Here is a 26,700-nt window from a genome sequence, read left to right on the forward strand (position 1 = left end):
TCTCCATCGCTTCTGGCGGGAGCACCGGCCGCCGTTTTCCCCGGATCCCGGGGTGGCGGTGGTTGCTGCGGCGTCGTCGATCCAGATCTCTCGGCCGCTCTTGATGGGTGGGTGGAACCATCTAACGCAGCCCGGATGTGCTCCGGCAAGCGGCGTCGTCACCGCCGCGTCATGATCGTGAATATGACCAGATGTTGCGCGGAATCGGCCTCCGAACCCGTCACGAAGGGCCCTCGGGGCGTCATATGACGCCACCATGACGGGAGACCGGGGGTAGGCGGTGGCGGCAAGGGCCGATGAGCCCTACCCTCGACCGGAACCGGTTCCTGCCTCGCCGTCGTCGGGGGTCCACCGCAGCGCCGGCATTCCCGGTAACGTGGAGCAGGTGAAAAATGCTTCCCCACCCATCCGTGTTCTGGCAGCTTGGCTGGCCGCGTTGATGGTCCTTGCCGTTGCAGCGGTCATCACCATCACCTGGGTGAACCAGAAGGTCTTCAGCCCCGAGCAACAGGTGAGCAAGTACTTCTCGCTGCTCCAGCAGGGCGAAGGCGGTCAGGCGTTGGGCCTCCTGGATCCCGAAGCCCCACCAGGCAATGCCCTGCTGCTCGACGGCGAGGCGTTGAAGTCATCCGTGGAGCCGATCCAGGACTTCCAGGTCGAAGATGCCCGTGAGGTCACCGACGGCAAGGTGGAGGTCCCCACCACGTATACGGTGGGCGAGCAGAAACACCAGACGGTGTTCCATCTGACCCGCAGCGGCAGGGATTGGCTGTTCTTCGACCGGTGGCATTTCGCGGCGACGGATCTGCCAGAGGTCACGGTCTCTGCGGATACCACCAACCAGGTCCTGGTCAACGGCGAGGATGCCCCGCTGGCCAAGGGCACCGCCACGCTTCCGGTCTTCCTGCCGGCCGTGATCGAAGCCAGCTACCGGGAAAAGTACTTCCAGGGGGCCAAACGCCAGGTGGTCATCGATTCCCCCTCCGCTGCAGGGACCGATGGATTGGAACTGACGACCAAGCCGACGGAAGAGCTGGTGCAGGAAATTGATGATCAGCTGCATCAGTATCTTGACGACTGCGCGGCCCAGCAGGTCCTCAAACCTGCCGGCTGCCCGCTCAGCTACAACACCGAATCACGGGTGGCCGGTGACTCGATCCATTGGAAGATCACCGATTATCCCGAGGTCAAGATCGGCCCCTACGACGGCGGGTGGGTCCTGCGTTCGCTGAAGGTCGGCACCTCGCTGAATCTGGTCGAACAGAATCTGATGACCGGGGCCAAAAGCGGGAACACGGTCCGTCATGACTTTGGTTTCACCGCCAAGCTGGAAGTCTCCGGCGATTCGGTCACCGTCACCCCCGTCGTCGGGGACTGATCGGCGCTATCTCGTCGGTTTCCCGCTGCTCGTCGGCGCCACTCCACCGCGGCTGCCATGGGGGCCTTCGGGTTCTTCAACGGTAGCGAAAACTGGTGCATTCAGTTTCCCTCTGCGCACGTGCTGCAACGCCCAGAGACCGGCGAGCAAGGCGATGATTCCGCCCGCGGCGATCGACCACCGGGCACCGAACTCGGTGCCGAGCCAGCCCACCAGCGGGGCGCCGATCGGGGTACCGCCTTGGATGACCATCACGTAGATGGCCAGCACCCGGCCGCGGAATCGCGGTTCGACGGAGAGCTGGATCGAGGTGTTGCAACTGTTCAGGAACGTCAGGGATGCCAACCCCACGGGAACCAACGCGATGGCGTACAACCAGAAGGTCGGCATGACCGAGGCCGCCGTGGTGAAGATGCCGAAGAGGATCGCCCCGCCGATCAGGTAGCGCAACCGGAACCGGCCCCGGCGGGCTGCCAACAGGGCGCCGGCCAGTGTGCCGACGGCCATGACCGAACCCAACAGCCCGTACTCCCCCGGGCCTACCCCGTAGACGCCGGTGGCCATCATCGCGTTGGTGATCTGGAAGTTCAGCCCGAAGGTGCCGATCAGGGCAGCCAGGATCAGGATCATCACCAGGTCGGGACGGCTACGAACATATTGCAGCCCTTCACGAATCTGCCGTTTCCCGCGGACCGCCGGTTTGGGGGTATATAGCAGTTCGGGCTTCATCTTCCAGATCGAGAACAGGACGGCGGCGAAGCTGGCGGCGTTGATCAGGAACGCCGGGGCGGTACCCACCGCGGCGATGACCAGTCCGGCGACGCCTGGCCCCGCCAACCGGGCCAGGTTGAAGGAGGCGCTGTTCAACGCCACGGCGTTGGGGACGTCGTCGGGTCCGACGATCTCCGAGACGAAGGCCTGCCGGGCCGGGGCGTCGAAGGCGCTGGCGATCCCGAGCACGAAGGCCAGGGTGTAGACATGCCACAGCTGCGCCGTTTCGGTGAGTACGAGCAGCCCCATCGCCAGGGCACAGAGGCCCATGATGGTCTGGGTGATCAGCAGTAGCCTGCGTTTGTTGTACCGGTCGGCCACCAGCCCCGCGTAGGGACCCAGGAACAGGATCGGCACGAACTGCAGGCCCGTGGTGATCCCTGCTGCCGTTCCGGAGTTGTCGGTGAGGATGGTGAGCACCAGCCAGTCCTGGGCCACGCGTTGCATCCAGGTGCCGATGTTCGACACCAGCGCGCCGGAGACCCAGAGCCGGTAGTTCGGCGATCCGAGGGCCTTGAACATTCTGCTCAAGAGGCGTTCATCTCCTTGAGCAGCTCGGCGGCACGGCTCAGCACGGCACGGTCGGCGGGGTCCAGGTCGGCGACGTGCCGAGAGAGCCAGGCGGTGCGTTGGCCACGGACGTCTTCCACGATGCCCCGGCCTGCTTCGGTGATGGCAATGAGGACCTGTCTGCCGTCCTCGGGGTTGGCCCGTCGTTCCACATAGCCTTGTTCCTCGAGTGCCTTGGCGATCCGGGTCATCGAGGGCGCTTGGACGCGTTCACGTTCGGCCAGTTGGCCCAGGGTGCGCGGTTCCTTCCACAGGCAGATCAGGACCGAATACTGTCCTGCGGTGACGGCCCCTCCCCCGACATCGACCCGGAGCCGACGCGATACACGCATGATCGCGACCCGCAGGTGGACTGCGAGATCGTCATCGACGACAGGTTCGGGGTTCTTCGGGGACACTGGGCTCCTGGTCTCGCCTCCGGGCGGATGGACGTCGTCCACCCCGGAGAATTAGTTGCTTAGCACTGCTAACCATACTCCGATGGTTTCGCCATCGCCATGGTCCCCGTCACGAGCACGGGAGCGCTCCGTCATGGGACGCTCCCGCAATCGCTCAGTCCAGTCCGCGCAGGTCCAACGTCAGCTCGGCATCGCCGTCCTGGCTCAGGATGACGGGGATCCCCCAGTCCTGCTGGTAGAGGTGGCAGGCCGCGTGATCGGGGATCGGCCCACCGGCTTCGCCATCACAGGCCGCAGCGCGGGCCGTGATGTGCAGGACGCCCTCGGGGACCTCCGGGTTCAATTCCAGACTCCGCTGCAGCCCGGTGGAGGTCCCGCCCCCGGAGAGCAGCAGTTCCTCCGGCGAGGAGGAGATCTTCAGTTGGGTGGGATCCCCCCACCGGTCATCGAGCTTCTGCCCCGTGGGAGCCGAGAAGCGCACACTGATCTGGTGTCCCCCCGGGGCGACAGGAGTCTGCGGGCGTTGGGTCTGCGAGGCGCCTTCGTCGACATTGAGCGCTTCCTTGGGCAGCGGCAGCCGCACCAACCGGTGCTGGTTGGTCTCGACCACCAACAGGACGGGGTCCCCGTCGACCGAGGTGTCCAGCAGCACGTCCGAGGGCTCGGCGAGGTCGCGAGCCAGGGTGGTGACCGTCGACGTGACGGGGTCATAGCGGCGCACCGCACCGTTGTAGGTATCGGCCACGGCCACCGAGCCGTCCGGCAGCACGGCCACCCCCAAGGGGTGTTGCAGGCGTGCCTCGGCCGCCTGTCCGTCGCGGAAACCGAAGTCAAAAAGCCCGGTGCCGATGGCCGTCTCGACGGCGCCGACGGATCCTGCCTCGTTCACACGCAGCACGCGCAGTGCCGAGGTCTCGGAGTCCGCCACCCAGATCTCACCTGCTGGCCCTTCGGCCAACCCCGAGCTCTGGGCGAACCACGACTGCCCGGGGTCCCCGTCTTCCAGACCCTCGAGCCCGGTGCCGGCGAAGACGTCCACGGCTCCGGTGATCGGGTCGAAGGCGAAGATCTGGTGGGTTCCGGCCATGGCGATAATGACGCGGGAGGACGTTGACGACCAGAGCACGTCCCAAGGCGAGGACAGTGAGGTGTTCAGCGGGTCGGCCCCCAGATCATGGATCCAGGCATCGGGATCGTTCGCCGCCTCCCCTGCCGCCCGCGCCTGCTCGGCGTCGAGGAGGCGTTGGACGCCGTTGCCGGCGATGGTGGTGACGTTCCCGGTGGCCAGGTCCACCCCGCGCAGCCGGTGGTTGACCGTATCGGCGACGATCAGGTCATAGCCGACCCGCCCTGCCACGCCAGCGGGCACTAGGGCCAGGCCCTGGGGTTCGTTGAAGGCAGCCGTCTGGGCCGTGCCGTCGGCATGGCCGCGTTCCCCCGAGCCGATGGTACGGATGACCGTCTTCAGGTCGGCATCGAGTTGGACGATCCGGTGGTGACCGGTGTCCCCGACCAGGAAGGTCCCATCGGGCAAGGTCAGCACCTTGCCCGGGAAGCGCAGATTTCCTTCGCGGGGTGCGGGGGCTACGTACGGGCCGTCGCCGCGGTTCAGCGTTCCCTGGGCCTCGTGTTCGGCCACGAGTTCTTCGATGAGCGATTCCAGGCCCGCGGCGTGCCCCTCCCCCGAGAGGTGGGCGGCCACGTAGCCCTCGGGGTCAAGGACCACCAGGGTCGGCCAGGCACGGGCCGAATAGGCCTGCCAGGTCTCCAACTCAGGGTCATCCAGAACAGGGTGGGCGATTTCGTACCGCTCCACGGCCGAGGCCAGGGCCACGGGATCGGCCTCGTGTTCGAACTTCGGGGAGTGCACGCCGACGATGACCAGCAGATCCCGGTACTTCTCCTCCAGCGGGCGCAGTTCGTCGATCACATGCAGGCAATTAATACAGCAAAAGGTCCAGAAATCGAGGATGACGATCTTGCCGCGGAGTTCCTTCAGTCCCAGTTCCTTGCCCCCGGTATTGAGCCAGTTGCGGCCCACGAGCTCTGAGCCCCGCACCCGGTAGGCGGCACGGACTGAATCGGTGGTGGAATCTGCACTCATATAACGGCTCCCGTTGGTAGTCGGCTGACAGAGGGTCTCAACCCCAGTATGGCTTCAGTTGTTCCCCGGTGCAGGGTCGATGACGGCTCACGACGACGGATCCGCCGCGGCCGCTGCTTGGAGGTCCGTGCGGGGGGGCGATTCAGCCCAGTTCGTCCAGGGTGGCGCTCAGGATCCCCTCGGCCATCGTGGCGAACTTCGGATCGTCGATCCCGCTGGTCCCGATGAACGAAACCATGGCCATCTGGCCGGCCCGTTCGCCGATGAGGACCAGTGCCTGCTGTTCCAGGTCGCTGCCCTTCGAGGCCCTGCTCCACAGCAAGGCCGATTCCACCGCGGACTTCGCCCCCATTTTGGGGGTGCTGCTGCGGAGGGGGACCTCGGTGTCGGAAATTTGCAGGGTCACATCGGAGCAGTTTCCGAGCATTTGCTCCACGGTGGCGTAGTGCTTGCGGAGTTGCCCCCGGTCGGCAACCCGGGCGACTTCGATGGACCCCGTGGCTTCGACGCCCTCCGCGGCGAAGTCGGTCCGCGCCGGGTCCTGGCCGCCTTGGGCCGGTGACCAGTTCAGCTGCTTGACGGCATCCAGACAGGCGGCCGGATGGACGGTGGCCCCTTCCAGGGTGTCCTGAGGCGCCGCGGCCAGGGACTCCAGGTCGGCGTCGGAGGCCACCGCGGAAAGCGTGAAGTTATAGGAGGCAGCACGTTCTATGCCGGCCGCCACCGCCTCGGCAGCGGGGCCCGACGGCGTCGGCTGCGACGCGGCGGCAGGAGGTCCCGCGCTTCCGTGGGGGTCCGCCGAGGGTTCGGACTGTTCCCCGGCGTCGGAGGAGCAGCTGGTCACCGCGATGATGATGGCGACGATGAGAACAGCCAACGCCAACCAGCGGGCGACGACCAGCGCCGTCTTCTGGGCGCGGACTCCCGGCGGTGGCGTCCCCCCGGATGACTTACCTGCCACTGGCGTCGTACCTCCGGTCCTGTTCCTTCAGCTGCGCGAACATTTCGTTATAGGCCACCAGGTCGGCTTCATTATTCCGTTCAGCCTGTCGGTCTCGACGCACCGCTTCCCGGGAGTCGGATCTGTTCCACGTGACGACCACCCCCAGGGCCAACATCAACGTGGGCACCTCGCCGATCCCCCACATGGCCCCGGCACCGAGCTTTTGGTCGGCCAGGGCAGTTCCACCCCAGTCGCGGCCCATGTTGCCGAACCAGCTGGCCTGCATCAGCGATTCGCTGCCCATGATGGAAACACCATAGAAGGCGTGGAAACTCATCGTCGCCAACAGGATGACCAACCGCATCGGGTAGGGCGCGCGGCGCGGCAGCGGATCGCCGTCGATCATGTTCAGCGCGAAAATGTATCCGGTAAGCAGGAAGTGCAGATTCATCAGTTCGTGGCCGGTGTGCTCGGCCAACGCGAAGCGGAAGGCGTCGGTCGCGTAGAACAACACGATCGACCCGGCGAAGTTCGCCGCGGCGAACAACGGGTGGGTCACGAGTTTGGAGAACCACGAGTGGATCCCGGCGAGCAGCCATTCACGGGGCCCACGGGTCCCGTCGGTGCGTGCTGGGATGGCCTTCAGCGCCAACGTCATGGGTGTGCCCAGGACCAGGAAGAACGGGGCAACCATGGTCAGCGCCATATGCCCGACCATATGCATGGAGAACAGGACGACGCCGTAGACGGCAGGCGCCCCGGAAGTGATGTAGAACAGGGCGATCAGCCCCACGAACCAGGCCACGGTGCGCATCACCGACCAGGAATCACCGCGACGGCGCAGCGTGCGGATGCCTTGGAGGTAGGCGATGGCCAGGAAGATGACGACCGCGATCCAGAGCCAGTCCATGCGCCAGACGGTCAGCCAGCTGGATCCGGTCAGTTCCGGGGGCAGGTCGTAGCCGGTGAGGATGCGGGCAGGGGTCGCCTCCGGGGGCAGTTCCTCGGGGACCGGAGGGGCCGTCCGTGAGAGGGCCGTCGCCACGGCCATGATTGCTGCCATGACGATCATTTCGCCGGCGACGATCCGCCAGGCGGTGGTGGTGGCACTGATTTTTCCGGCCATCAGCTTCGGGATGACCCAGCGTCGGTGCCCCAGGCCCATCACCCCCAACACCAGGGTCAGGACAGCCTTGGTGAGCACCAGGCCTCCGTAGCCGCTGAGCAGCTGCGACCAGTGGTCCATCCGCACGGTGGCGCTCACTACTCCGGAGGCGAAGACCACGAAGAAGGCCAGGGTCGCCAGGGCCGAGAAGCGCTGCAGAACGACGCCGGCCAGAACCGGCCGGGTGGAGGAGAACTTCCCGGGGGCCCCCGCGTGGAGCAGCGGGGCTACGCAGGCCAGGACGACGATGCCGCCAACCCAAATACACAGGCCGAGCAGGTGCAGCAGGATCCCGTTGACGGCGCCCCAGTGATCGTCGCCTCCGGCGGCGTGGCCGATCAAGGACAACGGGATGATCCCGAAGAGCGAGAAGACGGCGCTCAAGCCCACCCCGACAGGGGACCGGACCACGAAGGCCAGGGAACTGACCACGGCGGCGATGACGATCATCCAGGCCCAGGCCTGCCCCAATGAGATGTTGAGGATGTAGTCCTTCATCGAGTCCGTGTAGGCGGCATCCGCCGACAGCGGCAGACCTGACACATCGGAGAAGGTCAGGATCAGGACGGCCACCGCGGCGAGGGTCCACACCATGGCCGCACCGGCAGCAATATTCATGGTGCGGGCAAAAGCTGGGTGGACCTCCCCGCCATCGGTCCCAGGGGAGCCTTTGCGGGCCCGGTGCGGTTTGGTTGAACGGGGCAGGACGGTGGCCGCAAAGACCAACGCGCCGACGGTGATGGCCATGGCGCTGTGGTGGATCAGCGTGGCAAACGGGAGGGCCCAGCGGGTAAAGGCTCCCGGGTCCGAGAGTTCGGTACCCTGAGCCGCTCCGGAGAATTGCAGGGCCAGCACGAGGACGAGAGCGCCGATCGGGATCGCCGGCAACACCAGTTCCGGGCGCCACGTCGGGGAGGGCCGGCGCTTTGGCCCACCCGAGCCGACACCGGACGTCTTCTCCGGTAGTACGCTCTGGCTCATCGTTGCCTCTCTGTCAGCATGGCTTCATTCTCTCACCTTCGGTCGTGCCCACGCTGCCGTCGTGGCCCGGCTCACCCTCGCTGGGGACACCCCTCATGCGAAGAACGTTTCCCCGACGAACCCGCCCTCGGCGCACCCCGGGGGGATGGCGTAGACGGCCGAACCGATCGGGGTCGTCCATTCGTTGAGCATGTCCGACTCGTCCAGTCGACGCTGGATCGGCAGGAACTGCCGGTCAATGTCGGCCTGGTAGGAGGCGAAGAGTAGACCCGAGCCGGGCATCCCATGGGAGTCCGGGGCGCCGTCGTCGTAGTTGTAGGCTCGCCGGATGATCTTCTCCCCGGGTTTCTGCGCCGTGGCCCGGGCGACGTGGCTTTGCGGGGAAATGACCTTCAGGCCCCCGTCGTCGGTGGCCGCCAGATTCGGCACATCGTGTTCCTTGCTTCCGGTCAGTGGGGCACCCGAACTCTGGTGCCTGCCCAAGGCAAAATCACGTCCCGGTCGGTCCACCCGATCCCATTCGTCCAGGTCCATGGCGATCCGGCGCAGTACCAGCGATGTGCCCCCCGGTATCCAGGCAGGGATCCTGTCCCCACCCCAGAGCGCCTGCTCCCGGGCCTGCCGTAGCGGGTTGCCGGTGCCATCGAGCTGACCGAAGAGGTTGCGCACGGTCGCCCCGGTCGGGGCCGAACCGTAGGCGCTCCGGAACCCTCCCTGGGCCCACCGGAAGCGGGTGAAGGAGCGGGCATCCTTGAGCAGCATCCGTTGTGCGTGGGCCACGGCCAGCGGGTCATCCGAGCAAATCTGCAATAACAGATCAGTTTGCCCGTATTTCCCGGTGAGCTGGTCGATTCCGAAGGCCGGCAGGGGCCGCAACCATGCGGGCTTCTTCTTCGGGGCTACGGCGTCCAGCAGTCCGGGGCCGAAGCCGAAGGTGATAGTCAAATTCGACGGGGAGACCGCCAGCTCCGGTTCACTATCCGCCAGCGGCGGGCGCCCGGCACATAGCCGGGACGCGTCGTCGCTGAGCAGGCGTAGGAGTCGGCGGATATCGTCGGCCGGTGGATGTTTCCGACCGTCGGGGGCCAGCAGGTCCAACCCCACGAACCCCGCATGGGCCTGCGCGGTGGTATCGATCCCTGCCTGCCGGTCCCCATGAAACTCGACGACCGACGTCGCGTTTGCCCCGTCCTCGTCGCGGCCCGTCACCGGTTCCGGGGCTTCCCCCGAAGCCAGCGCAGTTGCCGTTCCACCGGCCCCCGCTGCGGCACCAACAGCGGCGCCTGCGGCTCCGAAAAGGAAGCTCCGTCGGCGCGGATGGCGCGCGGTGACGGGACATCCTTCCTCGGGGTTTGTGTTGCGGGGCACCACTACTTCTGCTCGCTGTAGGATTCGTCGGCACCGCTGTAGTCCTTCGTGGTGAAGGGCACGACCGCCGTGGAGCCGTCGGCGTACGTCAGCGTGATGTCCACGGGGTCTCCGGCCTTGAGCTCGTTCTTGAGCTTCATCAGCATGATGTGGTCCCCGCCGGGTGCCAGCTCAGCGCTCTCCCCCGCAGGAATACTGATGCCGCCCTCCTTCTCCTGCATCGACGTCGAGCCCGAGGTCCCTGCCATTTCGTGCAGTTGGACCATCCCTGCCTCGTCGCTCTGGGCCTTGACCAGCACCGCCTCGGAATCTGAGGTATTGGTCAGGGTTCCGAAGGAGCCACTCATGTCGGCGTCGGTGGCCTTGGTCCAGGCGTCCTGGACCTTCACAGCCCGTGCCTGATCGCTGGCGGTCTGCGCGGATGAGGAGGAGCCGGCATCTGCGGCATTGTCGGCGTTCGCGGCGCAACCAGCCAAGGCCAGTGAAGCTGCGGCCACGAGGGCGGCGGCTGCGGTGGAGCGAGGGGCGGAAAGGGTGATGTTCATGTCGAAGTCCTTGGGGTTATGGCGCAGGAGCGCCTGAAGCTGTGGTGGATGGCCCTCGCGGGCCCCGACGGGGCGACGCAGGGCAGGCGGTGCCGTGGCAGGGGCACCCGGGGTGTTCCGGTGCGTGCAGGTCCTGTTGGGTGTTCCTCGGCTGGGGCTGAGCTAGCGGCCGGAACCTGACTGGCGGCGCACCTTGGCGAACACGACGCCGGCTGCGGCGATGACCGCAACGGCGATGATGATCCAGATCAGGGCGGTCGGCAGGCCGTCGGTGCCAGTTGACTGGGCATCCGGGGCCTGGGTTGCGGAGTCATCCTGCGCCGCGGGTGCCGACGAGGCGGCGTTCGCCGTCGTCTGGGCAGCCGCGGAGGAGGATTCTGCTGCCGGCGCGGAGGCAGGTGCCGACGACTTGCCTTGTTCGCCCTTGACGGTGAAGGTCAGCGCCTCGTTATTGGCGCTGGTGCCCTCAATGGGGTGCCCATCGCTGGAGACGGCTCGCCAGGTGAGCGTGTACTCCCCGGCAGGCAGCGCTTCACCGAAGTCGATGGTGAGCACATTGCGGCTGATCGAAGTTTCGGCGTCGTACTTCTTACCCTCGGCATCGGCGAGGCTGACCTCTGTGCCGATGGACTTGAGTTCGCCACTGAAGTTCAGATCCACTGATTTCAGCGGTGCGGTGACCGTCGCCCCATTCTTTGGTGTGGAGCCGATCAGCGAATCATGGGCCAGTGCGGCGGGTGCGGTGCTCAGTCCCAGCGCAAGCAGCAGGGCCGCGGCCGCAGCGGCCAGCACGGCGCGGAGGGCTCCTGGCCGTTGGAGGAGCATGGCCTGGGGCGTGCGAGAGGTGGTGTGTTCGTTGTTCATATGTTGTCCTTTGGTATCCCCCGCCGTGCGGGGGCCTGCATTCGACGTCTCTAGGATGCGAAGGCGGGAAGGACGGGCGGGCCCCGGTGACGCAACGCGCGCAAGGGGACGCCCAGGTCCGGAAGACCGGGGGCCTGGACGCGGACCAGACGTGGCGGCGCGGACCTGACGATGGGGTGCCGGGGACGCAGAATTCTGCGCGGGACGGCCAACCCGAGCACCTGAATCAGGGCCAGGGCCGCCAGGGCGCCTTTGCGCAGAACCAGAATGGTCAGGACTGCGGCAGCAACGTGGGCGAACCACATGGCCAGTCCCATGCTGGAGCCGTGCACTGCCGGGGTCACCGCCCCGGAGAGCAGGGCGTTGGGGTCGACGGTGATCAGATGGCCCGCGTGGGCCCCGGTGCCGCCGGCGGAGAGCAGATGCTGGCCATCGCCACCGTGGTGACCACCGAGCATCCCGAAGGCCGCATGATAGATCCCCTGGCTGATCAGCACGGCAGCCGTGGTGCGCCAGAGAGAAAGGGCACGACCCGCCAAGGCGGTGCACACGGCACCGGACAGGACGAGGATGAGCGTCAGCAACGCTGGTTCGGGCAGCGCACCTCCGGCCACCGTATGTGAAGCGGCGGCCAGTGTTGTGGCGGCCAGGGCACCGAGCCATCCACGCACTAGGCGCAGGCTTCGATACTCCACGACGGCTCCCCTGAAATGGGCACTGACTGCCCCTGATGATCCATCAGGGATTCTACGCCATGTAGAAGCTTCTGCCGAAGCGGGCCACCCTGAACCAACAGAGGGCCCGTTCCACCACTTGGTGAAACGGGCCCTCGTGACCGCTGGTGCGGGAACTACTTCTTGGAGACGGCAGCCTTCAGCTTCGAGCCGGCGGTCAGCTTCACGGAGTGCCCTGCCGGGATCTGGATGGTTTCGCCGGTCTGCGGGTTGCGGCCGGTGCGGGCGGCACGGTCGGTGCGCTCGACGGCGAGCCAGCCCGGGATGGACACCTTCTCGCCCTGGGAAACCTGCTCGACGAAGGTGTCGAACACTGAATCCAGCACGGCGTTCACGGCGACCTGCGAGTTGCCGGTCTTCTCGGCGACGACTGCAACGAGTTCACTACGATTCAAAGCCAATGTATTTCCTCCTGGACTAATTCGTGCCCGCCCGTTTCCGGCCGGGTTGCCCTGCGGTTGCGGGGACTACTGTGAAGGAAACTATCAGGCCTCACTGACGGACACGCCCAGTTTTAGGGCGTTTGGCCGGAATTTTTTGAATATTCCCTGCAAATTGGCGGTTTTTGGGTCATAACCGGGCATTTTCCCTCTGGCTCCCCCTCGGCGCGGGGTGTGCGGATCGGTGCCGCGAAAGCCTTGAGGGACACCGCGGCGGCTCGGTACGCTGGAGTCGACGAACATTCGGATCCAAGGCGGTGCCCGCGATGAGGCCAGAACCATCCTCCTCCCATGATGCCGCCCGGCTGCAGGCTGCCCGCTACCGGGACGCCCAGGACGCAGCACTGGAAACCACCCCCGTGGACGAGTACGAACGCCGATCGGGACAGCTGTTCAGGGCCAAAGCCGAACGGGCGGGTATCGACGTCCAAGGCGCCCCGGAAGCGCCGCCGACCTTCCATGCGGCCGATGTCGCCGGAGAGGTCGCCACGCCCAGCATCGACCGGGCCATCGCCCGGGGCGACTTCGATAACCTCGCCTACACCGGCAAACCGCTTCCCTCACTGGATTCCAGCGACCCCGACTGGTGGATGAAGTCGCTCATGCAACGTGAGCGGATCAGCGGTGTCGGACCGCCGGCCCTGCTGCTGCGGACCGAGGACGCCGCGTTGGATGCCACCCTCGATGCCTTGCCCGGGGAGTTCGCCGTCCGCGAGATGGTCGCCGATTTCAACTCCCGCATCCACGAGGCCCGGCGCCAGTTGTTGGGTGGGCCCCCGGTCATCACCGATCCCCGGGATCCGGAGGAGGAGGTCCGTCGCTGGCGTGAACGCCGGGCAACCGACGGGCCACCGGTCGCCCCGGCACCGTGCACCGACCCACCCGGCAGCGGGGGACAATTCCGCCGGGTCTGGGCCTGGCTCTGGTCGCCGTCGAGCTAGCTCGAACGAAAGGACCCCGGACGCCCCGGCGGTGCAGGAGGCTCTTCGGGCATGAAAAAACCCGGGGCCCCTTCTGTTGCCAGAAGGGGCCCCGGGGAAAATCGCTGGCGTTTACCAGGACGACTTGGTGATGCCCGGAAGTTCGCCACGGTGGGCCATGTCGCGGAAGCGAACACGGGAGATGCCGAACTTCTGGAACGTACCGCGCGGGCGGCCGTCGATGGAGTCGCGGTTACGCACGCGAACCGGCGACGCGTTGCGGGGCAGCTTCTGCAGGCCCAGACGGGCCTCTTCGCGTGCCTCGTCGGTAGCGTTTTCGTTGATCAGGGTCTTCTTGAGCTCGGCACGCTTCGCGGCGTAGCGCTCCACGATGACCTTGCGCTGCTCGTTGCGAGCAATCTTGGACTTCTTAGCCATGTGTTTAGCGCTCCTCTCGGAAATCGACGTGCTTGCGAACCACCGGGTCGTACTTCTTCATGACCAGACGGTCAGGGTTGTTACGACGGTTCTTGCGGGTCACGTACGTGAACCCGGTACCGGCAGTCGACTTGAGCTTGATGATGGGGCGTACATCCTGGACTCTTGCCATGTTAGAGCTTCACACCTTTCGCCAGCAGGTCAGCGACAACGCGGTCGATGCCACGGGCATCGATGGTCCGAATGCCCTTGACCGACAAGGTCAGCGTGACATTACGGCGCAGGGACGGAACCCAGTAGCGCTTCTTCTGGATGTTCGGGTCGAACCGACGCTTCGTGCGACGGTGCGAGTGGGAGATGCTGTGTCCGAAGCCCGGAACTGCACCTGTCACCTGGCATACAGCTGCCATGATCACTCCTCAGTAGTAGTAAATATTGGCGGTACTCGATAAAACAGATCACAGCGCGGTGTTGCTGCCTCTGAACCTGCGTTGAAGAGTCCCGCCACCAGTTGTGACACCGTGTATTACTGCGACGTGCGAAGGTAACCAGGCTGGGTGAGAACCAACCGAAGCGCCTTACTTGCGCGAAAGACGGTGAATACAGCGTCCAGGTTGAGCATTTTTCCCTACTCGGTCGGGACGCGTTATTCGGTTTACGGGCAACCACGCGATCATCATGATCGGCCCTCACGGAGCACACCACAACGAACACGTGACTTAACGCTTTAACATCTTAGAACGCCGAACGGCAGATCACAAACTGCAGGGTACGACGCCGGCACTCCTCCCCTGCCTCGACGCGCCGCTGGCGACCTGGCGTTCGCCGCTCAGCAATCACCGGCACGGATCAGCGGAAGATCCAGTGCTCAGGATCCATCCCGGCGACCAGTTTTCTCCCGATCCGCGTGAGGTCTTTGACGTCCTGTCCGCTCAGCCCGTCGAAGACCAGCCGTCGCACCGACGCCACATGCTCGGGAGCCAATTCACGCAGCATGTCCAGGCCCGCCTCGGGCAGGTGGGCGACGGTGACCCGGGCGTCATCGGCACTTGGGGAGCGTTCGACCCAGCCCCGGGCTTCGAGCTTCTTCACCACATGGCTCAACCGCGACAGTGAGGCGTTGGTTCGACCAGCCAGTTCACTCATCGGCAGCAGCCGCCCCTCGGACTCCGAAAGCATCGCCAGCACGTGGTAGTCGAAGAGCGTGATGCGCCCCTGCCGGTGCAGTTCGGTATCGAGCAGGCTCGGCAGTTGCGTCGACAGGGCCATCAGGGCCAGCCAGCATTCGCGTTCCTGGGCTGAGAGCCAACGGGGAGGGGTCATGGAAACCATGATGACACATGAACGTTCAGCTAAATCCATGGGTGTGCCCTCCAGTGGATGACCCCCTCTTGAACCGGCGGCGTAGCCTTGAGGGACAGCGTGTGGGCCACCGTCCCGCGGCAGGCCCCGGTGCTTGATACCGCGCGGCCTGCGGCACGCCGAGGTCTGAGGGAGTGTCCATGGACGCCACCGATTCCAGCAGCACGATCGACGAAAAAACCGCCCGCGCCGTGGCCGAAGCAGCCCGCGATACCGGTGATGCCCGCCCGAGTTTCGCCCAGGGGTTGTATCTGGGTAAAACCGATTTCGGGCTCATCCATCCACATCCACGGCCTTCTGCCGACGAAACGGAACGCGGTGAGGCCTTCCTGGAGAAGCTGCGCGCCGCCGTCGTGCATTTCGACGGGGGCCGGATCGAGCGCGATGCCCGCATCCCCGACGAGTACGTCGCCATCCTGGCCGAGCTGGGGGTCTTCGGGATGAAGATCCCCACCGGTTATGGCGGCCTGGGCCTGTCCTTGGCGTACTACGGCCGGGCCCTGATGCTGCTGGGATCCATCAGTCCCAGCATCGGTGCCCTGGTCTCGGCCCACCAGTCCATCGGGGTCCCCGAACCGGTCAAAATGTTCGGCACCACGGAACAGAAGGAACGTTTTTTGCCGCGCTGCGCCGCAGGGGCCATCACCGCCTTCCTCCTCACGGAGAACGACGTCGGTTCGGACCCCGCCCGTCTGGGAACGACGGCGACCCTCTCGGAAGACGGCCGGTCCTATGTCCTCGAGGGGGCGAAATTGTGGACGACGAACGGGGCGGTGGCCGACCTGGTGGTGGTCATGGCCCGGGTACTCCCCCACCCTGGCGCCGACGGCAAACAGGAGCGCGGTGGCGTCAGCGCCTTCGTCGTCGAGGCCGACAGCGAGGGCCTGGTGGTGGAGAACCGCAATGCCTTCATGGGCCTGCGCGGCATCGAAAACGGGGTCACGCGCTTCCACGGGGTCAGGGTTCCGGCGGCCAACCTGCTCGGGCGTGAAGGCCAGGGGCTGAAGATCGCGTTGAGTACGTTGAACACCGGGCGCCTGTCGATCCCGGCGATGTGCGCGGGAGCCGGGAAGTGGAGCCTGAAGATCGCCAGGCAATGGTCCAAGGCCCGGGTGCAGTGGGGCCTGCCGGTGGGCGAGCACGAGGCGGTCTCGAAGAAGATTGCTTTCATCGCCGCCACCTCCTTCGCCGTGGAATCGGTGTTCGAGCTCTCCGCCGCGCTGGCTGACGCGGGGATGAAGGACGTGCGGATCGAGGCTGCCCTAGCGAAGTTGTTCTGCAGCGAGATGGCCTCCCAGATGGCCGATGAGCTGCTGCAGATCCGTGGCGGCCGCGGCTACGAGACCGCCGACTCGCTGGCCGCACGCGGCGAGCGCGCCGTGGCCGTCGAACAGCTCGTACGTGACCTGCGCATCAACCGGATCTTCGAGGGCTCCACCGAGATCATGCACCTGTTGATCGCCCGGGAGGCGGTGGACGCCCACCTCAAGGCCGCCGGAGACTTGGCCAGCCGTGATGCCACGACCCAGGAGAAGCTCCGGGCGGCGGCCGGGGCCACCAGCTTCTACGCCAAATGGTTGCCGACCCTGGCCACGGGGCCGGGGCTGCTGCCGACCTCGTACTCCGGGGCCGGGAAGCTGGCGGGTCATTTGCGCTATGTGGAGCGGGCCTCCCGCCGGCTCGCCCGGCATACCTTCGCCGGAATGGCCCGCTGGCAGGCGGGGCTGGAGACCAAACAGGCCTTCCTGGGCCGGGTGGTGGACATCGGCACCGAACTCTTCGCCATGTCGGCCTGCGTATCCCGGGCCGAGCTTCTGCGCGACATCGAACCGGAACGGGCGGAGGGCGCCACGCAGCTCGCCGACGCCTTCTGCCGGCAATCCCGGGGCCGCGTGGAGAAGTTATTCGATGACCTGTGGGAGAACACCGACGCCACGGACGCCGTGCTGGCCAAACGCGTCCTGGCCGGGAACTACGAATGGGCGGAGGAGGGGGTCATCGACCAGTCCGAGGGCACCGGCCCGTGGATCGCCGACTGGTCCGATCCCGGAGAACACCGCCCGGATCTGCGCCACCCCTACGGGAGCAGCTGAGCCTGGCGGATCAGGCCGTGGACAGCGAGTGCAGCAGATACCCGTAGTCCAGGCCGGTCCGGCCGGGATGTGCTGCGATATGGGCGTCGGCGACCTCGGCCGGGAATTCCAAACGCAGGACGGCGTCCCGGTCGGCAGTGGTCTCGAAGCTCCAGCTGCTCATCACCTCGAGGGTGGTGGCACCCTGTGTAGCCCACCACTCACGAATGAAGTCCCCGCTGCCCTGGTAGGTCTGAGCAGGGTCGGAGGCGCGCAGCAGCTCGGCGAATTCGCCGTGGGTCTGGTCGTTGTCGATCACCACCAGGGTCCCGCCCGGCTTCAGTGCGCGCAGGGCCTCGCATAGACCGGGGAGGCAGTCGTTGGTCGGGGTCGGGAAGAAGTAGGCGAACCGGGCATGGATGACGTCCACGCTGGCATCCTCCAAGGGAAGGTGTTCGGCCGACCCATGCAGGACCTGGACGTTGGCCAGCTCTTCGCGCCGGACCCGGTGTCGGGCCAATTCGAGCAAGCCCGGATCGGGTTCCACGCCGATGACCGCCCCTGCTGTCTTCGCGTAGTGGGTGAGCCAGAATCCGCTGCCGCAGCCTAGGTCCACGATGGTGTGCCCCGAGAGTTCGGCGGTTTCCCGGAGGGCTTGCCACAGGGTGCCTTCATGGTCGATGGCCTGGTTCTCGATTTCATACAACCCGGGGTCCCCTGCCTGATTCGGGGCAGGAGTGAAGTCCGGCAGCTGTGTTTTGTCCATCTGCCCAGCGTATGCGCGTCACACGCCCACCCCCACTCCTGGGTCAAGTCGACCGTTGCATCGACCAATGAAATCCGCCGCCCCCTCACCGGACAAGTCACCGGACGGGCCTTACGGAACGATGGCGGCTCAGTGCTCTGGGCAACTCATATTTTGAGCGGGTGTGTCCGGTGGGGGACCGGCATACGGGACCAGTCTGGCGGGGTCCTAAATTCTGTCGTTGGTAACATCGCGGCATGGCCAACGTTGTCCTTGTGCACGGAACGACACAGTCTGCGGCGGGCTTTCGCCGTCTGATCACCTCGCTCGAACATCGAGGTCATCGGACCGTCGCCGTGGATGTGCCCAGTGGGGCGGCTACTACCGCCGAAGAGTATGCCCGGCTACTCGCGGCACAGATTCCTGCCGGCTTCGACCATCCGCTTATCGCGGCGCACTCGGCGGCAGGACTCCTGATGCCAGCGTTGGCCCGCGAGCTGGATGCAAACCACCAAGTGTGGTTAGCGGCTGCGGTCGCCGACTATGTCGGAAGACGCAGCCTGCTCGCCGAAATCAAGCAAAGCCCACTGGATGTTTTCAACACCGAATGGGTGGGTATTGACCCGACCAGCGACCCAGTCTTGGCCGCGTACTTCCTGTTCCATGATGCGAACCTTGCCACCTTGAAGGAAGCCCTGCTGACCATCGCGCCTTGCGACTTATCTGCTGTCTATGCTGAGACCCCGCCCGAGGATCCGGCACGTATTTCCTCCACTTACGTGCTGCCCACCGGAGACCGCACGTTGTCCACAACGTGGATGCGGCGGGTCGCAAGGCAGCGATTGCGTTGCGAGCCCATCGAAATCGCTGCGGCGGCGCACAACTTTTACGCCGCCAGGTCCGAGGATGTAGCTGCCATCATCGATGAAGTGGCAAAGACACTTTGATCCAAAGGGCGCGGCATGAGGGTACCGTCCAACGTTACGATCCCGCCTTCACGGCGTTGACGTCCCGTTGAAGATTCCCTATCAGAAGCATCTCCTGAGAGGTCTTCACAGGACATGATTTCTACCGTTCGTACTCAAACCTCTTTACGAGCAGTTCTTCTGCAGGCTCAAATCCATGCCTGGCATAGAAGGTCTGTGATTCGTCTGAAGGTGACAGGACGATACGGGCCGCGTTGATGCCCTGTGAGAACTGGATCGCGGCTTCCATGAGACGGCCGCCAACTCCTCCGTTGCGGTAGTCCTCAGCAACAAAAGCATTTCCGAGATAAACCCAGCACGATGATTTCTTTCCGGGCTTCGGCATCCGTTCGAACACCATCAAATTCAGCATTCCGATCAGTTTCCCGTCTAGGTCTGCAACGAACATCGTGCGGGGGTTGTTCGCCTCCCAGCTGAGGTAGTCGCTCGCAAAATCCGGATCCTCGATCGGCTCGATTGTCTGCTCCGCTACCCATTCAGTACGCATCTTGATGAGATCTGACGTATCTGTCGGGAGTGACTGGCGGACGATGAGCATCCGTGCACTCTACACAATTACCGTCCGAATCGAGCCCGTTTATGAGGCAAGAAGTGTCCGGTAAAGGTTTCCCAAACGGGAGCCTACCTCCGTGCAGACCCCCGGAAACTCTGGGAAGGCGATCCTCACAAACCAAACAGTTACCCGCGAGCGTGAGGGACAATTGGCGCATGTCAGAAAGATTCGAGTGGGAGCCCGACCTCGCGCGGGGCGAGTGGCTTCGCACAATGGAAGCCGAGTCGTTCGGCAGCCTCCTGTCTGTGGTGCCCCGCGGTTTCGAGGCCTACGCGCGCGTTTTCCATCCCGTCGAACGTGACCGCCCGCGCGAGACGAAGACCTGGCTGGGCCTCGATGAGAGTGCATTCTTCGAGGGTGTCCAGGATATTGGGGCGTCGCTCGAAACAGAGCGCGCCACGTGGGCGGACGCTGCGTCCTCGTTCAAGACCACCATGCACGCAGAGGCGCAATACGCGAGTCTTTTGCGGCGGGAATACGGCCATGCTGGTGGCGCCATCGCCGCAGACGGCTGGCGCTATGGTGACTCGTTCGAGGGATGCCTTGACGTCGACTCCCTCGCGGCAGCAGCCCAGGTGCTTGCACGCCACACATCGACTCCGGATTCCGGTATCGCCGCCATCTGGGAGGGATGGGGCGGCCTGGTGAGTTCGGCCGGAGTTGGCCACTATATGGTCGAGGAGCATGAAGGGATGCCCGTCCGCTACACCGACGAGGCGCCCTTACCCCTTGCCGAGCAATCGCTTCGCGTTCGACTGGCGAAGGCCGCGCGACACTGGATGGCGAGGATGAGGTCGTTGAAGGAAGCTCTTCCGCGGCGCCAGCCAAAACCAGGATCCGGGCTACTTGCCCGTGAGATCGCCACCGGCAAGCCGTTCGAATTACATGGCGACACGGGACGGAGCTACATCCTGTTCGAGGCGGGCGCGGATGACTTCGCGGATGCTGCATGGCCCACCCACGCACCGTGGGTGGATGAATACATGGGGGCGCAGTCGCCCAGTATCTTGTGGCCCGACGATCACTCGTGGGTCCTGGCCACCGAAATCGATTTCGATTCGACGCTCATCGCGGGAACGGCGGGGCTCATCCGCGAGCTCGAACGGACGCCAGGGCTCGAGGTGCTACCGATCCACGCCGGCGCCGGCCTGTCCTGTGAGGGCGATGCGATCAATCGTCCCCAGTGATGCCGCGCGCCGGGGACTCCGAGTCCAGTCTCACTAAAAACGGGCGGATAGGCCTACGAACAGGTAGATCCGCCGCTCCCGCATGCCCTCACGGATACAGCCGTCGGTCGACTCGATCGCGAGATGCAAACGATTCTCATTTAGTATAAGCTGTGAGGGTTTCCATCAGCTCCCCTGAAAGGTCGCCCATGCATTTGCGCTTTGCCGTCGCCCCCGTCCTCCTAATCGGACTAGGACTGTCAGCCTGCTCGGGCACGGCTACCGGCGATGATACTGAAACCTTGACAGTGGTCACTTCCACGAGCGCCTACGCAGACATCGTCAGCCAGGTCGCTGGCGATGCGGTGCAGGTCGATTCGATCATCAACAAGCCCTCCCAGGACCCGCACTCCTATGAGGCAACGCCTCAGGACAAGCTCACCCTCTCCCACGCGGACCTCGTCGTGGAAAACGGTGGCGGCTACGACGCCTTCATCGATCCGCTGACCAAAGATCTGGGAATCAAGGATGAGCAGATCGTCACCGCCGTCGACTATTCAGAGACGGCCCACGCAGCAGAACACGACACGGAAGCGGAGGCCGACCCAAAGGATCACGACGGACATGACCACTCCAGCTTCAACGAACACGTCTGGTACGACCTCCCGACCGCCTCTGCCGTAGCCATGGAAGTCGCCGATCGGCTGGGCGAGCTGAAACCGGAAGAGGCAGAAACCTTCACCGCCAATGCCCAGGAGTTCGACACGAAGATCGACACCTTGGACCAACGTCTCGGGAAACTATCCACCGAGGCAAAAGGTCACCAGTACGCCATGACCGAACCGGTGCCCTTCTACCTGCTGGAGCAAGCCGGCCTCTCGGATGGGACTCCCGCAGGCTTCAGCGGCGCCATCGAGGAGGGCAACGACGTTTCCCCGCTGATCCTCAACGCCTTGGACAAGAAACTCTCTTCGGGAGACATCGCCCTGCTGGCCTACAACCCCCAGACCAGTAGCCCGCAAACCCAGAGCGTCCGCTCCCAGGCCGAGAAGGCGGGAGTTCCCGTGGTCGAGTTCAGCGAGACCCTCCCCCAGGACACCGACTATCTCGGATGGATGAGCTCGAATATCGACGCCATCCAGAAGGCCCTGAAGAACTAGCCGTCGGGGACCGCAAAAAAGATCCGCAGCCGAAGCCCCAGGCTTCCACTGCGGATCTTTTTTCCGCTTCGGTTCAGGCTGCTTCGGCCTTGGGCCAGCGCAACAGGGCGGCGATACCTGCCCCGTTGGGAAGCACGCCGGCCGGGACATAGCGGATCGAGGCATCGGTCATGGCTACCGCACGCAGCAGGACCTCGGGCGCTGGCCATGAACCCAGCGCATCGGAACCTTCGATATCGGCCCCTTCGGAGGCGAGCCACGGCTCCGCTTCGAGCGCCAGCAGGGAATGGTCGTCTTGGAATTCGGCGACGACGACCGTGGCGGCTTGCCCCTGTTGCAAGGCCCAGACGACCTCTGCGAAACCGAGTACCGCCCCGGGCTGGGTGGCGTTGGCCTGGTTGGTGATGCGTTCGGAAAGTTCGCGAATATCCTCGGCCAACAGTGCGGCAACGTGGGCTTCGATATCCTTCTCCACGGCAGAGGAATCGGCGCCCCCGGTCCGGGTGTGCTGATCAAGGGTCACCGCCAGGGCCCGTGTCGGCTCGGCAAGTTGGGACAAGACCAGCTCCCTGGCCTTCGTATCCCCGGAGAGGACCACGAGCCGGGCCCGGGTGTCTCGGGCTATCTCGTCGATCAGCCGGGCGATCTCATCGGCGTTCCGACGCCAAATCTCCGCCGTCTGGTGTTGGTTCTTCGATTCTTCGTACCTGCCGGGGACCCGGCGGGCGTGATGGGCTTCGTCGCGATCCCCGGCAATCCGGTATTCCTCGGCGACACCGGCAACTGCCGAATGGCGCAGCCGCACTTCTCCCCCATCGCGGCCGACTTCGGCGACCAGATAGGGGAACTGTCCGCCGTGGGCGCGTGCCAGCGGGACGAGGTTGGGGAACTCGCTGCAGTCAACCTGCGGCGCTTCGGTCTTCACGCCTTGGACCAGCTCGTCGAGGACGACCTGTCCGTCGCAGACGGCAACGAAACGTGAGACCGGGGCAGGCCTGCCTTCGGCCGGGCGCAGTGCCGAACGCATCGCTTCTATGTCGGGGGCGCTGGCCTGTTGGCTTTTCAAAAGTTGGGCAACTGTATCGGGCAGGGCATCGGCAGCTTCATGGGCTGCCGTCGTGCCGAGCGAGGCGTCTACGAAGGCCGTGCACCACGGACCTTCTTGTCGAAATAACGTGGCATCAATTCCGCTGGAACCTGCCCTATTTGCCATGGGGAAACTCCTTCCCACGCGACGCCTTCGCCGCGTGACTACTGGGTCCGTGAGCCCACCGTAGCATCGCCGAGACGCGGCGAACAGAGCCCGTTTTTTCGCATGGACAGCCCTCAGCGCACCCCTAGATACCCAGCACTGCCTTCGCGATCAGGAAGTACAGGATCAGGCCGGCGGCGTCCACGAAAGTGGTAATGAAGGGGTTGGAGAACACCGCAGGGTCGGCCTTGATGGCCTTGCCCAGCAGGGGCATGATCCCGCCGACCGTTGCCGCCATCGTGCAGACCCCGCCTAGCGTCAAACCGATCACCCACCCAATATCGGGACTGTAGATCAACGCCGCGATGACGAAGCCCAGCGCCCCCAGCAGCAAACCGAGCATGGCACCCACCCGGATTTCCCGCGCGAAAACGCGCAGGATGTCACGGGTACGAACATCCCCCAGAGCCAAAGCACGAGTCACCGTGGTGGCAGCCTGGTTGCCGGTGTTGCCGCCGGTGCCGATCAGCAGCGGGATGAACGACGTCAGCACAACCACTTCGGCCAGGGTCGCCTCGAATTCGTGGAGGACCCGGACGGTGAGCGTGGCACCAACGGCCAGGACCAGCAGCCACACCACCCGGGATTTCACGATCTCCCAGATCGGGGTGGAGAGGTAGGGCCGGCGCAACGGCTCGGTACCACCGCTGCGGGCCGCGTCCTCGGATTCGGCGGCCTCAATGATCCGCAACGCATCGTCGACGGTCAGGATGCCCAGTAGCCGGTTTTCGGTATCAACCACCGGCAGCGCCAGCACCTGCAGGTCGGCGCAGCGCCGGGCAGCGGTTTCCTCGTCCACGGTGGCCCGCACGGATTCCGCATCCACCATGATCTCGCCGACCGTTTTCAGCGGATCGGCACGCAGCAGGTCACGCAGGCTGATGATCCCCACCAGGGTCCGGCCGGCATCGGTGACGGGCAGGGTGTAGATGGTCTCGGCGTCGTCCAGACCCCTGCGGACCTTTTCCAACGCCTGATCCACGGTGGTCCAGGGGTGGGCGCTGATGAATTCGGGGCTCATGCTGCGCCCGATCGATCCCTGCCCGTATCCGAGGATGGCGTCGGTCAGGGCCCGCTCCCGGCTGGACAGACCCAGCAGAAGTCGACGGGCCACCACCGAGGGAAGTTCGTCGAGCAGGCCCACCCGGTCGTCCGGGCTCAGGTTGTCGAAGACCTCGGCGACATCGGAGTCTTGCAAGCCCTGGATGAGCTCGGATTGCAGTGTCGGGTCCAGCCGTTCAAACACGGCCAGGGCCCGCTCCTTGTCGAGCAGCCGGTACAGTACCGCCCGGTCGCGGTCGTTCAGCCGTTCCAGTTCGTCGAGTGTTTTCGAAATAGGCAGGCGGGCCACCAGCCCACCGGCTGCCGCTAGATCATCGCGATTGAGGGCCTGCTTCAGGGCCTCAAGGGTGTCATCGATTTCGATGGTGTCTTCGGGGTTCATAATCCGGGTTCCCTCCGGTACGCGCCCCGTGAGGGGCGCTAGCTGATGACTGCGCGCGGCGCAGCGGAATACCGACGAACCACAAGGAACGACGGCGAGGTGTGTGGACCCGCGGCGGGCGCGGGTTCTCGACTTGGTCCGTCGTCCATCTGCGGGTCACCTCCCGATTCGGCAAGCCATACGCGGGCACGGGCCATCAGCCCGGCAGGCGTCGATCAGCGAAGCACGCCGATCACGACGGCTCCAAGGCCCACCCTATTCCGAACCCGCGAGCTACACCAAAGCGGTAGCGATCCAATAGCGGCGTTTGGAGTGGCCCGGAAGCAGTTCAACGGTATCTTCGTGGATGCCACCAGCGCGTTCGATGACGGCGGCAGAGGCATGGTTGGTTTCGTCACAGGTCACCAGCACCTGGTCGATCCCCAACTCAGCGGCCCGGCCCAGTGCCGCGGCCAACAGGACTCCCGCGTAACCGCGGCCGCGGAAACCGGGGCGGACGCCAAACCCGATATGGCCGCCGATGGTAGCGAGCATCGGGGTCAGTTCGTGCCGCAGCGAGACCCGGCCCAGCAGCAGGCCAGCGTCCTCGGCCACGAGGAAGGTGTGGGGCACCCGTCCGGGCGCCAGACCCTCGCCGCGCTCCCCCGCCTCCAATCCGGCAAGGTACCCGGCAAAGTCCTCTCCGGCGTCGTAGTCCAGCAAGAAGTCGAACCCCTCGAGGGACATTTCTCCGTGGGCGACCAGCGCCTGCTCCTCATCGGCTGCCGAGAGACGGCGCAGCACGGGGGAAGGTCCTAGCACTCCACCACGTTCACTGCGAGGCCACCCATGGCGGTTTCCTTGTACTTATCGCTCATATCCTTACCGGTTTCGCGCATGGTCACGATGACTTCATCCAAGGAGACCCGGTGTTCGCCATCGCCCATCAATGCCATCTTGGCTGCGTTGACGGCCTTGGAAGCGCCGATGGCATTGCGTTCGATGCAGGGGATCTGTACGAGTCCGCCGATCGGGTCGCAGGTCAGCCCGAGGTTGTGTTCCATGGCGATCTCGGCGGCGTTCTCCACCTGGGCGGGGCTACCGCCGAGCACCTCCGCGAGTCCGGCGGCGGCCATGGAGGAGGCCGAACCGACCTCGCCCTGGCAGCCGACCTCGGCACCTGAAATGGAGGCCTGTTCCTTATAGAGCACGCCCACTGCGGCGGCGGCGAGGAGGAAGCGCACGATGATCTCTTCCTTGTCCTCACCGGTGGCGTAGTCGATGCCTGGCAGGTAATGCGTGGCGTAGAACATGACTGCGGGGATGATGCCTGCCGCCCCGTTGGTCGGGGCGGTCACCACGCGGCCGCCGGTGGCGTTCTCCTCGTTGACGGCCAGGGCGACGAGGTTAACCCATTCCTGCCAGTAGCGCGGGTCGCGGTCCTTGTCCTCCTTGCTCAGGCGCTCATGCCAGTCGGGGGCACGACGGCGGACCTTCAGCCCGCCGGGTAGCAGTCCTTCGCGGGCGATGGCCGAATCCTTGCACTGCTCCATCACCTCCCAAATATGCAGCAGGCCGGCACGGATCTCCTCGCGGGACCTGTAGGTCAGCTCGTTGGCGAGCATGACGTCGGCGATGCCCATTTCGCTGGCGTGGCAGTGCTCGAGCAGTCGAGCAGCGGTGGTGAAGGGGTAGGGGATCTCTTCATTGACTTCGTCGAGTTCGGCCGCGGCGGCTTCCTCATCGCCATCACGGACGATGAATCCACCGCCCACCGAATAATAGGTCTCATCCAACAGGACACCGCCGGAGGCATCCAGGGCCTGGAAGCGGATGCCATTGGTGTGGCGGGGCAGGATGGTCAGCGGGCGCTGGACCATGTCCTCGACCGAATAGGACAAGTCCTTCCGGGCCCCGAGCTCGGCAGCCAGACGCAGGGTGCCCGATGCCGCGATGTCCTCCAGGCGTTCCTCGACCTGCTCGGGCAGAATCCGATCGGGTTCGAAGCCCTCCAGTCCCAGCAGGACTGCGGTGAACGTGCCATGGCCCTTGCCGGTGGCGGCGAGGGAACCGTAGACGTCGACCTGTAGGTCAGCGGTGGCTTCAGCCAGTTGGCCTTCCACGAGCCCCGCAGCGAAACGCTGCGCAGCCCGCATGGGACCGACGGTATGGGAGCTCGAGGGGCCGATGCCGATCGAGAAGAGGTCGAAAACGCTGATGGCCATGGTGTTCATTCCTTTGCACGAGGTGGGTGCTGTCATGCGTCGGGCCCGGGGTTTTTCGCCCCGGGCCCGACGACGCCCCGAGGGGCTGGAGGCGACTCAGCAGAGCGGGGCCAACTCCGGGTAGAGCGGGTGGGCGG

General features: G+C 65.2%; 26 protein-coding genes. 6 read left to right on the top strand and 20 right to left on the bottom strand.

Features of this window, described 5'->3' with window-relative positions; genetic code table 11:
• Positions 1 to 385 precede the first annotated feature (385 nt).
• Positions 386 to 1,378 (top strand): hypothetical protein, encoded by a 993-nt coding sequence (locus CIK75_RS06590; RefSeq protein WP_087001237.1) that lies wholly within the window; start codon positions 386 to 388, stop codon positions 1,376 to 1,378.
• A 6-nt stretch (positions 1,379 to 1,384) separates the two neighbouring features.
• Here the strand turns inward: CIK75_RS06590 and CIK75_RS06595 are convergent, their stop codons facing one another.
• The 10 genes from CIK75_RS06595 to CIK75_RS06635 all read right to left on the bottom strand — a co-directional run bounded on the left by CIK75_RS06595 (position 1,385) and on the right by CIK75_RS06635 (position 12,222).
• Positions 1,385 to 2,671 carry an MFS transporter gene (locus CIK75_RS06595; RefSeq protein ID WP_087001234.1) on the bottom strand — a complete coding sequence of 429 codons (1,287 nt, stop codon included), beginning with the start codon at positions 2,669 to 2,671 and terminating at the stop codon, positions 1,385 to 1,387.
• Positions 2,672 to 2,676: 5 nt separating this feature from the next.
• A complete protein-coding gene (locus CIK75_RS06600; protein ID WP_241895334.1) occupies positions 2,677 to 3,117 on the bottom strand; it encodes a MarR family transcriptional regulator in 441 nt (146 codons plus the stop codon).
• 154 nt (positions 3,118 to 3,271) lie between these two features.
• Positions 3,272 to 5,221, bottom strand: a complete 1,950-nt coding sequence (locus tag CIK75_RS06605) for an NHL domain-containing thioredoxin family protein (RefSeq protein WP_087001232.1) — start codon at positions 5,219 to 5,221, stop codon at positions 3,272 to 3,274.
• Positions 5,222 to 5,363: 142 nt separating this feature from the next.
• The gene (locus CIK75_RS06610; protein ID WP_087001230.1) at positions 5,364 to 6,182 is read right to left on the bottom strand and encodes a hypothetical protein; all 819 of its coding nucleotides are present in this window, start codon (positions 6,180 to 6,182) and stop codon (positions 5,364 to 5,366) included.
• Positions 6,172 to 8,310 (bottom strand): cytochrome c oxidase assembly protein, encoded by a 2,139-nt coding sequence (locus CIK75_RS06615; RefSeq protein ID WP_096223394.1) that lies wholly within the window; start codon positions 8,308 to 8,310, stop codon positions 6,172 to 6,174. Before CIK75_RS06615 ends, CIK75_RS06610 begins: the two co-directional genes overlap by 11 nt.
• A gap of 93 nt (positions 8,311 to 8,403) precedes the next feature.
• Positions 8,404 to 9,678 (bottom strand): Dyp-type peroxidase, encoded by a 1,275-nt coding sequence (locus CIK75_RS06620; protein ID WP_096223395.1) that lies wholly within the window; start codon positions 9,676 to 9,678, stop codon positions 8,404 to 8,406.
• A gap of 2 nt (positions 9,679 to 9,680) precedes the next feature.
• Entirely contained in the window at positions 9,681 to 10,223 is a 543-nt protein-coding gene (locus CIK75_RS06625) for a copper chaperone PCu(A)C (protein WP_096223396.1), read from the bottom strand.
• A 162-nt stretch (positions 10,224 to 10,385) separates the two neighbouring features.
• Complete coding sequence (locus CIK75_RS16215; protein ID WP_158225908.1) at positions 10,386 to 11,087, bottom strand: copper resistance CopC family protein; 702 nt, start codon at positions 11,085 to 11,087, stop codon at positions 10,386 to 10,388.
• A 50-nt stretch (positions 11,088 to 11,137) separates the two neighbouring features.
• A complete protein-coding gene (locus tag CIK75_RS16220; protein WP_158225909.1) occupies positions 11,138 to 11,782 on the bottom strand; it encodes a hypothetical protein in 645 nt (214 codons plus the stop codon).
• 155 nt (positions 11,783 to 11,937) lie between these two features.
• Entirely contained in the window at positions 11,938 to 12,222 is a 285-nt protein-coding gene (locus CIK75_RS06635; RefSeq protein ID WP_087001218.1) for an HU family DNA-binding protein, read from the bottom strand.
• Positions 12,223 to 12,527: 305 nt separating this feature from the next.
• Between CIK75_RS06635 and CIK75_RS06640 the strand changes: the two genes are divergently transcribed.
• Positions 12,528 to 13,202, top strand: coding sequence for a DUF1992 domain-containing protein (locus CIK75_RS06640; RefSeq protein ID WP_096223398.1), 675 nt, complete (start codon positions 12,528 to 12,530; stop codon positions 13,200 to 13,202).
• 111 nt (positions 13,203 to 13,313) lie between these two features.
• Here the strand turns inward: CIK75_RS06640 and rpsN are convergent, their stop codons facing one another.
• The 4 genes from rpsN to CIK75_RS06660 form a co-directional block, all read right to left on the bottom strand.
• Complete coding sequence (gene rpsN / locus CIK75_RS06645; RefSeq protein ID WP_087001213.1) at positions 13,314 to 13,619, bottom strand: 30S ribosomal protein S14; 306 nt, start codon at positions 13,617 to 13,619, stop codon at positions 13,314 to 13,316.
• A 4-nt stretch (positions 13,620 to 13,623) separates the two neighbouring features.
• A complete protein-coding gene (gene rpmG / locus CIK75_RS06650) occupies positions 13,624 to 13,791 on the bottom strand; it encodes a 50S ribosomal protein L33 (RefSeq protein WP_087001211.1) in 168 nt (55 codons plus the stop codon).
• 1 nt (position 13,792) lies between these two features.
• Complete coding sequence (rpmB, locus tag CIK75_RS06655; RefSeq protein ID WP_087001209.1) at positions 13,793 to 14,029, bottom strand: 50S ribosomal protein L28; 237 nt, start codon at positions 14,027 to 14,029, stop codon at positions 13,793 to 13,795.
• A gap of 439 nt (positions 14,030 to 14,468) precedes the next feature.
• Complete coding sequence (locus tag CIK75_RS06660; RefSeq protein ID WP_087001301.1) at positions 14,469 to 14,942, bottom strand: MarR family transcriptional regulator; 474 nt, start codon at positions 14,940 to 14,942, stop codon at positions 14,469 to 14,471.
• A gap of 179 nt (positions 14,943 to 15,121) precedes the next feature.
• On the opposite strand from CIK75_RS06660, the gene CIK75_RS06665 reads away from it, so the two are divergent.
• Positions 15,122 to 17,074, top strand: a complete 1,953-nt coding sequence (locus CIK75_RS06665) for an acyl-CoA dehydrogenase family protein (RefSeq protein ID WP_096223399.1) — start codon at positions 15,122 to 15,124, stop codon at positions 17,072 to 17,074.
• Between the two features lie 10 nt (positions 17,075 to 17,084).
• On the opposite strand, the gene CIK75_RS06670 is transcribed toward CIK75_RS06665, so the two are convergent.
• On the bottom strand, positions 17,085 to 17,819 hold the full coding sequence (locus tag CIK75_RS06670) for a class I SAM-dependent methyltransferase (RefSeq protein WP_087001205.1): 735 nt from the start codon (positions 17,817 to 17,819) through the stop codon (positions 17,085 to 17,087).
• A gap of 236 nt (positions 17,820 to 18,055) precedes the next feature.
• On the opposite strand from CIK75_RS06670, the gene CIK75_RS06675 reads away from it, so the two are divergent.
• Entirely contained in the window at positions 18,056 to 18,745 is a 690-nt protein-coding gene (locus tag CIK75_RS06675; protein ID WP_087001203.1) for an alpha/beta hydrolase, read from the top strand.
• A 121-nt stretch (positions 18,746 to 18,866) separates the two neighbouring features.
• Here the strand turns inward: CIK75_RS06675 and CIK75_RS06680 are convergent, their stop codons facing one another.
• Complete coding sequence (locus CIK75_RS06680; protein WP_087001201.1) at positions 18,867 to 19,322, bottom strand: GNAT family N-acetyltransferase; 456 nt, start codon at positions 19,320 to 19,322, stop codon at positions 18,867 to 18,869.
• Between the two features lie 170 nt (positions 19,323 to 19,492).
• On the opposite strand from CIK75_RS06680, the gene CIK75_RS06685 reads away from it, so the two are divergent.
• Both CIK75_RS06685 and CIK75_RS06690 read left to right on the top strand, forming a co-directional pair.
• Positions 19,493 to 20,524 carry a hypothetical protein gene (locus CIK75_RS06685; protein WP_087001199.1) on the top strand — a complete coding sequence of 344 codons (1,032 nt, stop codon included), beginning with the start codon at positions 19,493 to 19,495 and terminating at the stop codon, positions 20,522 to 20,524.
• A gap of 287 nt (positions 20,525 to 20,811) precedes the next feature.
• Complete coding sequence (locus tag CIK75_RS06690) at positions 20,812 to 21,663, top strand: zinc ABC transporter substrate-binding protein (RefSeq protein WP_241895348.1); 852 nt, start codon at positions 20,812 to 20,814, stop codon at positions 21,661 to 21,663.
• 73 nt (positions 21,664 to 21,736) lie between these two features.
• Here the strand turns inward: CIK75_RS06690 and CIK75_RS06695 are convergent, their stop codons facing one another.
• The 4 genes from CIK75_RS06695 to CIK75_RS06710 form a co-directional block, all read right to left on the bottom strand.
• On the bottom strand, positions 21,737 to 22,876 hold the full coding sequence (locus CIK75_RS06695; RefSeq protein WP_087001195.1) for a hypothetical protein: 1,140 nt from the start codon (positions 22,874 to 22,876) through the stop codon (positions 21,737 to 21,739).
• A gap of 124 nt (positions 22,877 to 23,000) precedes the next feature.
• On the bottom strand, positions 23,001 to 24,359 hold the full coding sequence (gene mgtE, locus CIK75_RS06700; protein ID WP_087001193.1) for a magnesium transporter: 1,359 nt from the start codon (positions 24,357 to 24,359) through the stop codon (positions 23,001 to 23,003).
• 273 nt (positions 24,360 to 24,632) lie between these two features.
• On the bottom strand, positions 24,633 to 25,142 hold the full coding sequence (locus CIK75_RS06705; protein WP_198962398.1) for a GNAT family N-acetyltransferase: 510 nt from the start codon (positions 25,140 to 25,142) through the stop codon (positions 24,633 to 24,635).
• 11 nt (positions 25,143 to 25,153) lie between these two features.
• On the bottom strand, positions 25,154 to 26,563 hold the full coding sequence (locus CIK75_RS06710; RefSeq protein ID WP_087001192.1) for an L-serine ammonia-lyase: 1,410 nt from the start codon (positions 26,561 to 26,563) through the stop codon (positions 25,154 to 25,156).
• Positions 26,564 to 26,700: the final 137 nt, after the last annotated feature.

Origin of the sequence: Glutamicibacter sp. BW78, from assembly GCF_002332245.1 — a bacterium.
In the GTDB taxonomy this organism is placed as follows: domain Bacteria; phylum Actinomycetota; class Actinomycetes; order Actinomycetales; family Micrococcaceae; genus Arthrobacter_H; species Arthrobacter_H rhombi_A.

Coding starts and splice junctions, on each gene's coding strand:
- CIK75_RS06595 (WP_087001234.1), bottom strand. CDS start 2,671: ATGTTCAAGGCCCTCGGATCGCCGAACTACCGGCTCTGGGTCTCCGGC.
- CIK75_RS06665 (WP_096223399.1), top strand. CDS start 15,122: ATGGACGCCACCGATTCCAGCAGCACGATCGACGAAAAAACCGCCCGC.
- CIK75_RS06675 (WP_087001203.1), top strand. CDS start 18,056: ATGGCCAACGTTGTCCTTGTGCACGGAACGACACAGTCTGCGGCGGGC.
- CIK75_RS06680 (WP_087001201.1), bottom strand. CDS start 19,322: ATGCTCATCGTCCGCCAGTCACTCCCGACAGATACGTCAGATCTCATC.
- CIK75_RS06670 (WP_087001205.1), bottom strand. CDS start 17,819: ATGGACAAAACACAGCTGCCGGACTTCACTCCTGCCCCGAATCAGGCA.
- CIK75_RS16215 (WP_158225908.1), bottom strand. CDS start 11,087: ATGAACAACGAACACACCACCTCTCGCACGCCCCAGGCCATGCTCCTC.
- CIK75_RS06660 (WP_087001301.1), bottom strand. CDS start 14,942: ATGACCCCTCCCCGTTGGCTCTCAGCCCAGGAACGCGAATGCTGGCTG.
- rpmB (WP_087001209.1), bottom strand. CDS start 14,029: ATGGCAGCTGTATGCCAGGTGACAGGTGCAGTTCCGGGCTTCGGACAC.
- CIK75_RS06615 (WP_096223394.1), bottom strand. CDS start 8,310: ATGAGCCAGAGCGTACTACCGGAGAAGACGTCCGGTGTCGGCTCGGGT.
- CIK75_RS06625 (WP_096223396.1), bottom strand. CDS start 10,223: ATGAACATCACCCTTTCCGCCCCTCGCTCCACCGCAGCCGCCGCCCTC.
- rpmG (WP_087001211.1), bottom strand. CDS start 13,791: ATGGCAAGAGTCCAGGATGTACGCCCCATCATCAAGCTCAAGTCGACT.
- CIK75_RS06685 (WP_087001199.1), top strand. CDS start 19,493: ATGTCAGAAAGATTCGAGTGGGAGCCCGACCTCGCGCGGGGCGAGTGG.
- CIK75_RS06710 (WP_087001192.1), bottom strand. CDS start 26,563: ATGGCCATCAGCGTTTTCGACCTCTTCTCGATCGGCATCGGCCCCTCG.
- mgtE (WP_087001193.1), bottom strand. CDS start 24,359: ATGAACCCCGAAGACACCATCGAAATCGATGACACCCTTGAGGCCCTG.
- CIK75_RS06695 (WP_087001195.1), bottom strand. CDS start 22,876: ATGGCAAATAGGGCAGGTTCCAGCGGAATTGATGCCACGTTATTTCGA.
- CIK75_RS06640 (WP_096223398.1), top strand. CDS start 12,528: ATGAGGCCAGAACCATCCTCCTCCCATGATGCCGCCCGGCTGCAGGCT.
- rpsN (WP_087001213.1), bottom strand. CDS start 13,619: ATGGCTAAGAAGTCCAAGATTGCTCGCAACGAGCAGCGCAAGGTCATC.
- CIK75_RS06605 (WP_087001232.1), bottom strand. CDS start 5,221: ATGAGTGCAGATTCCACCACCGATTCAGTCCGTGCCGCCTACCGGGTG.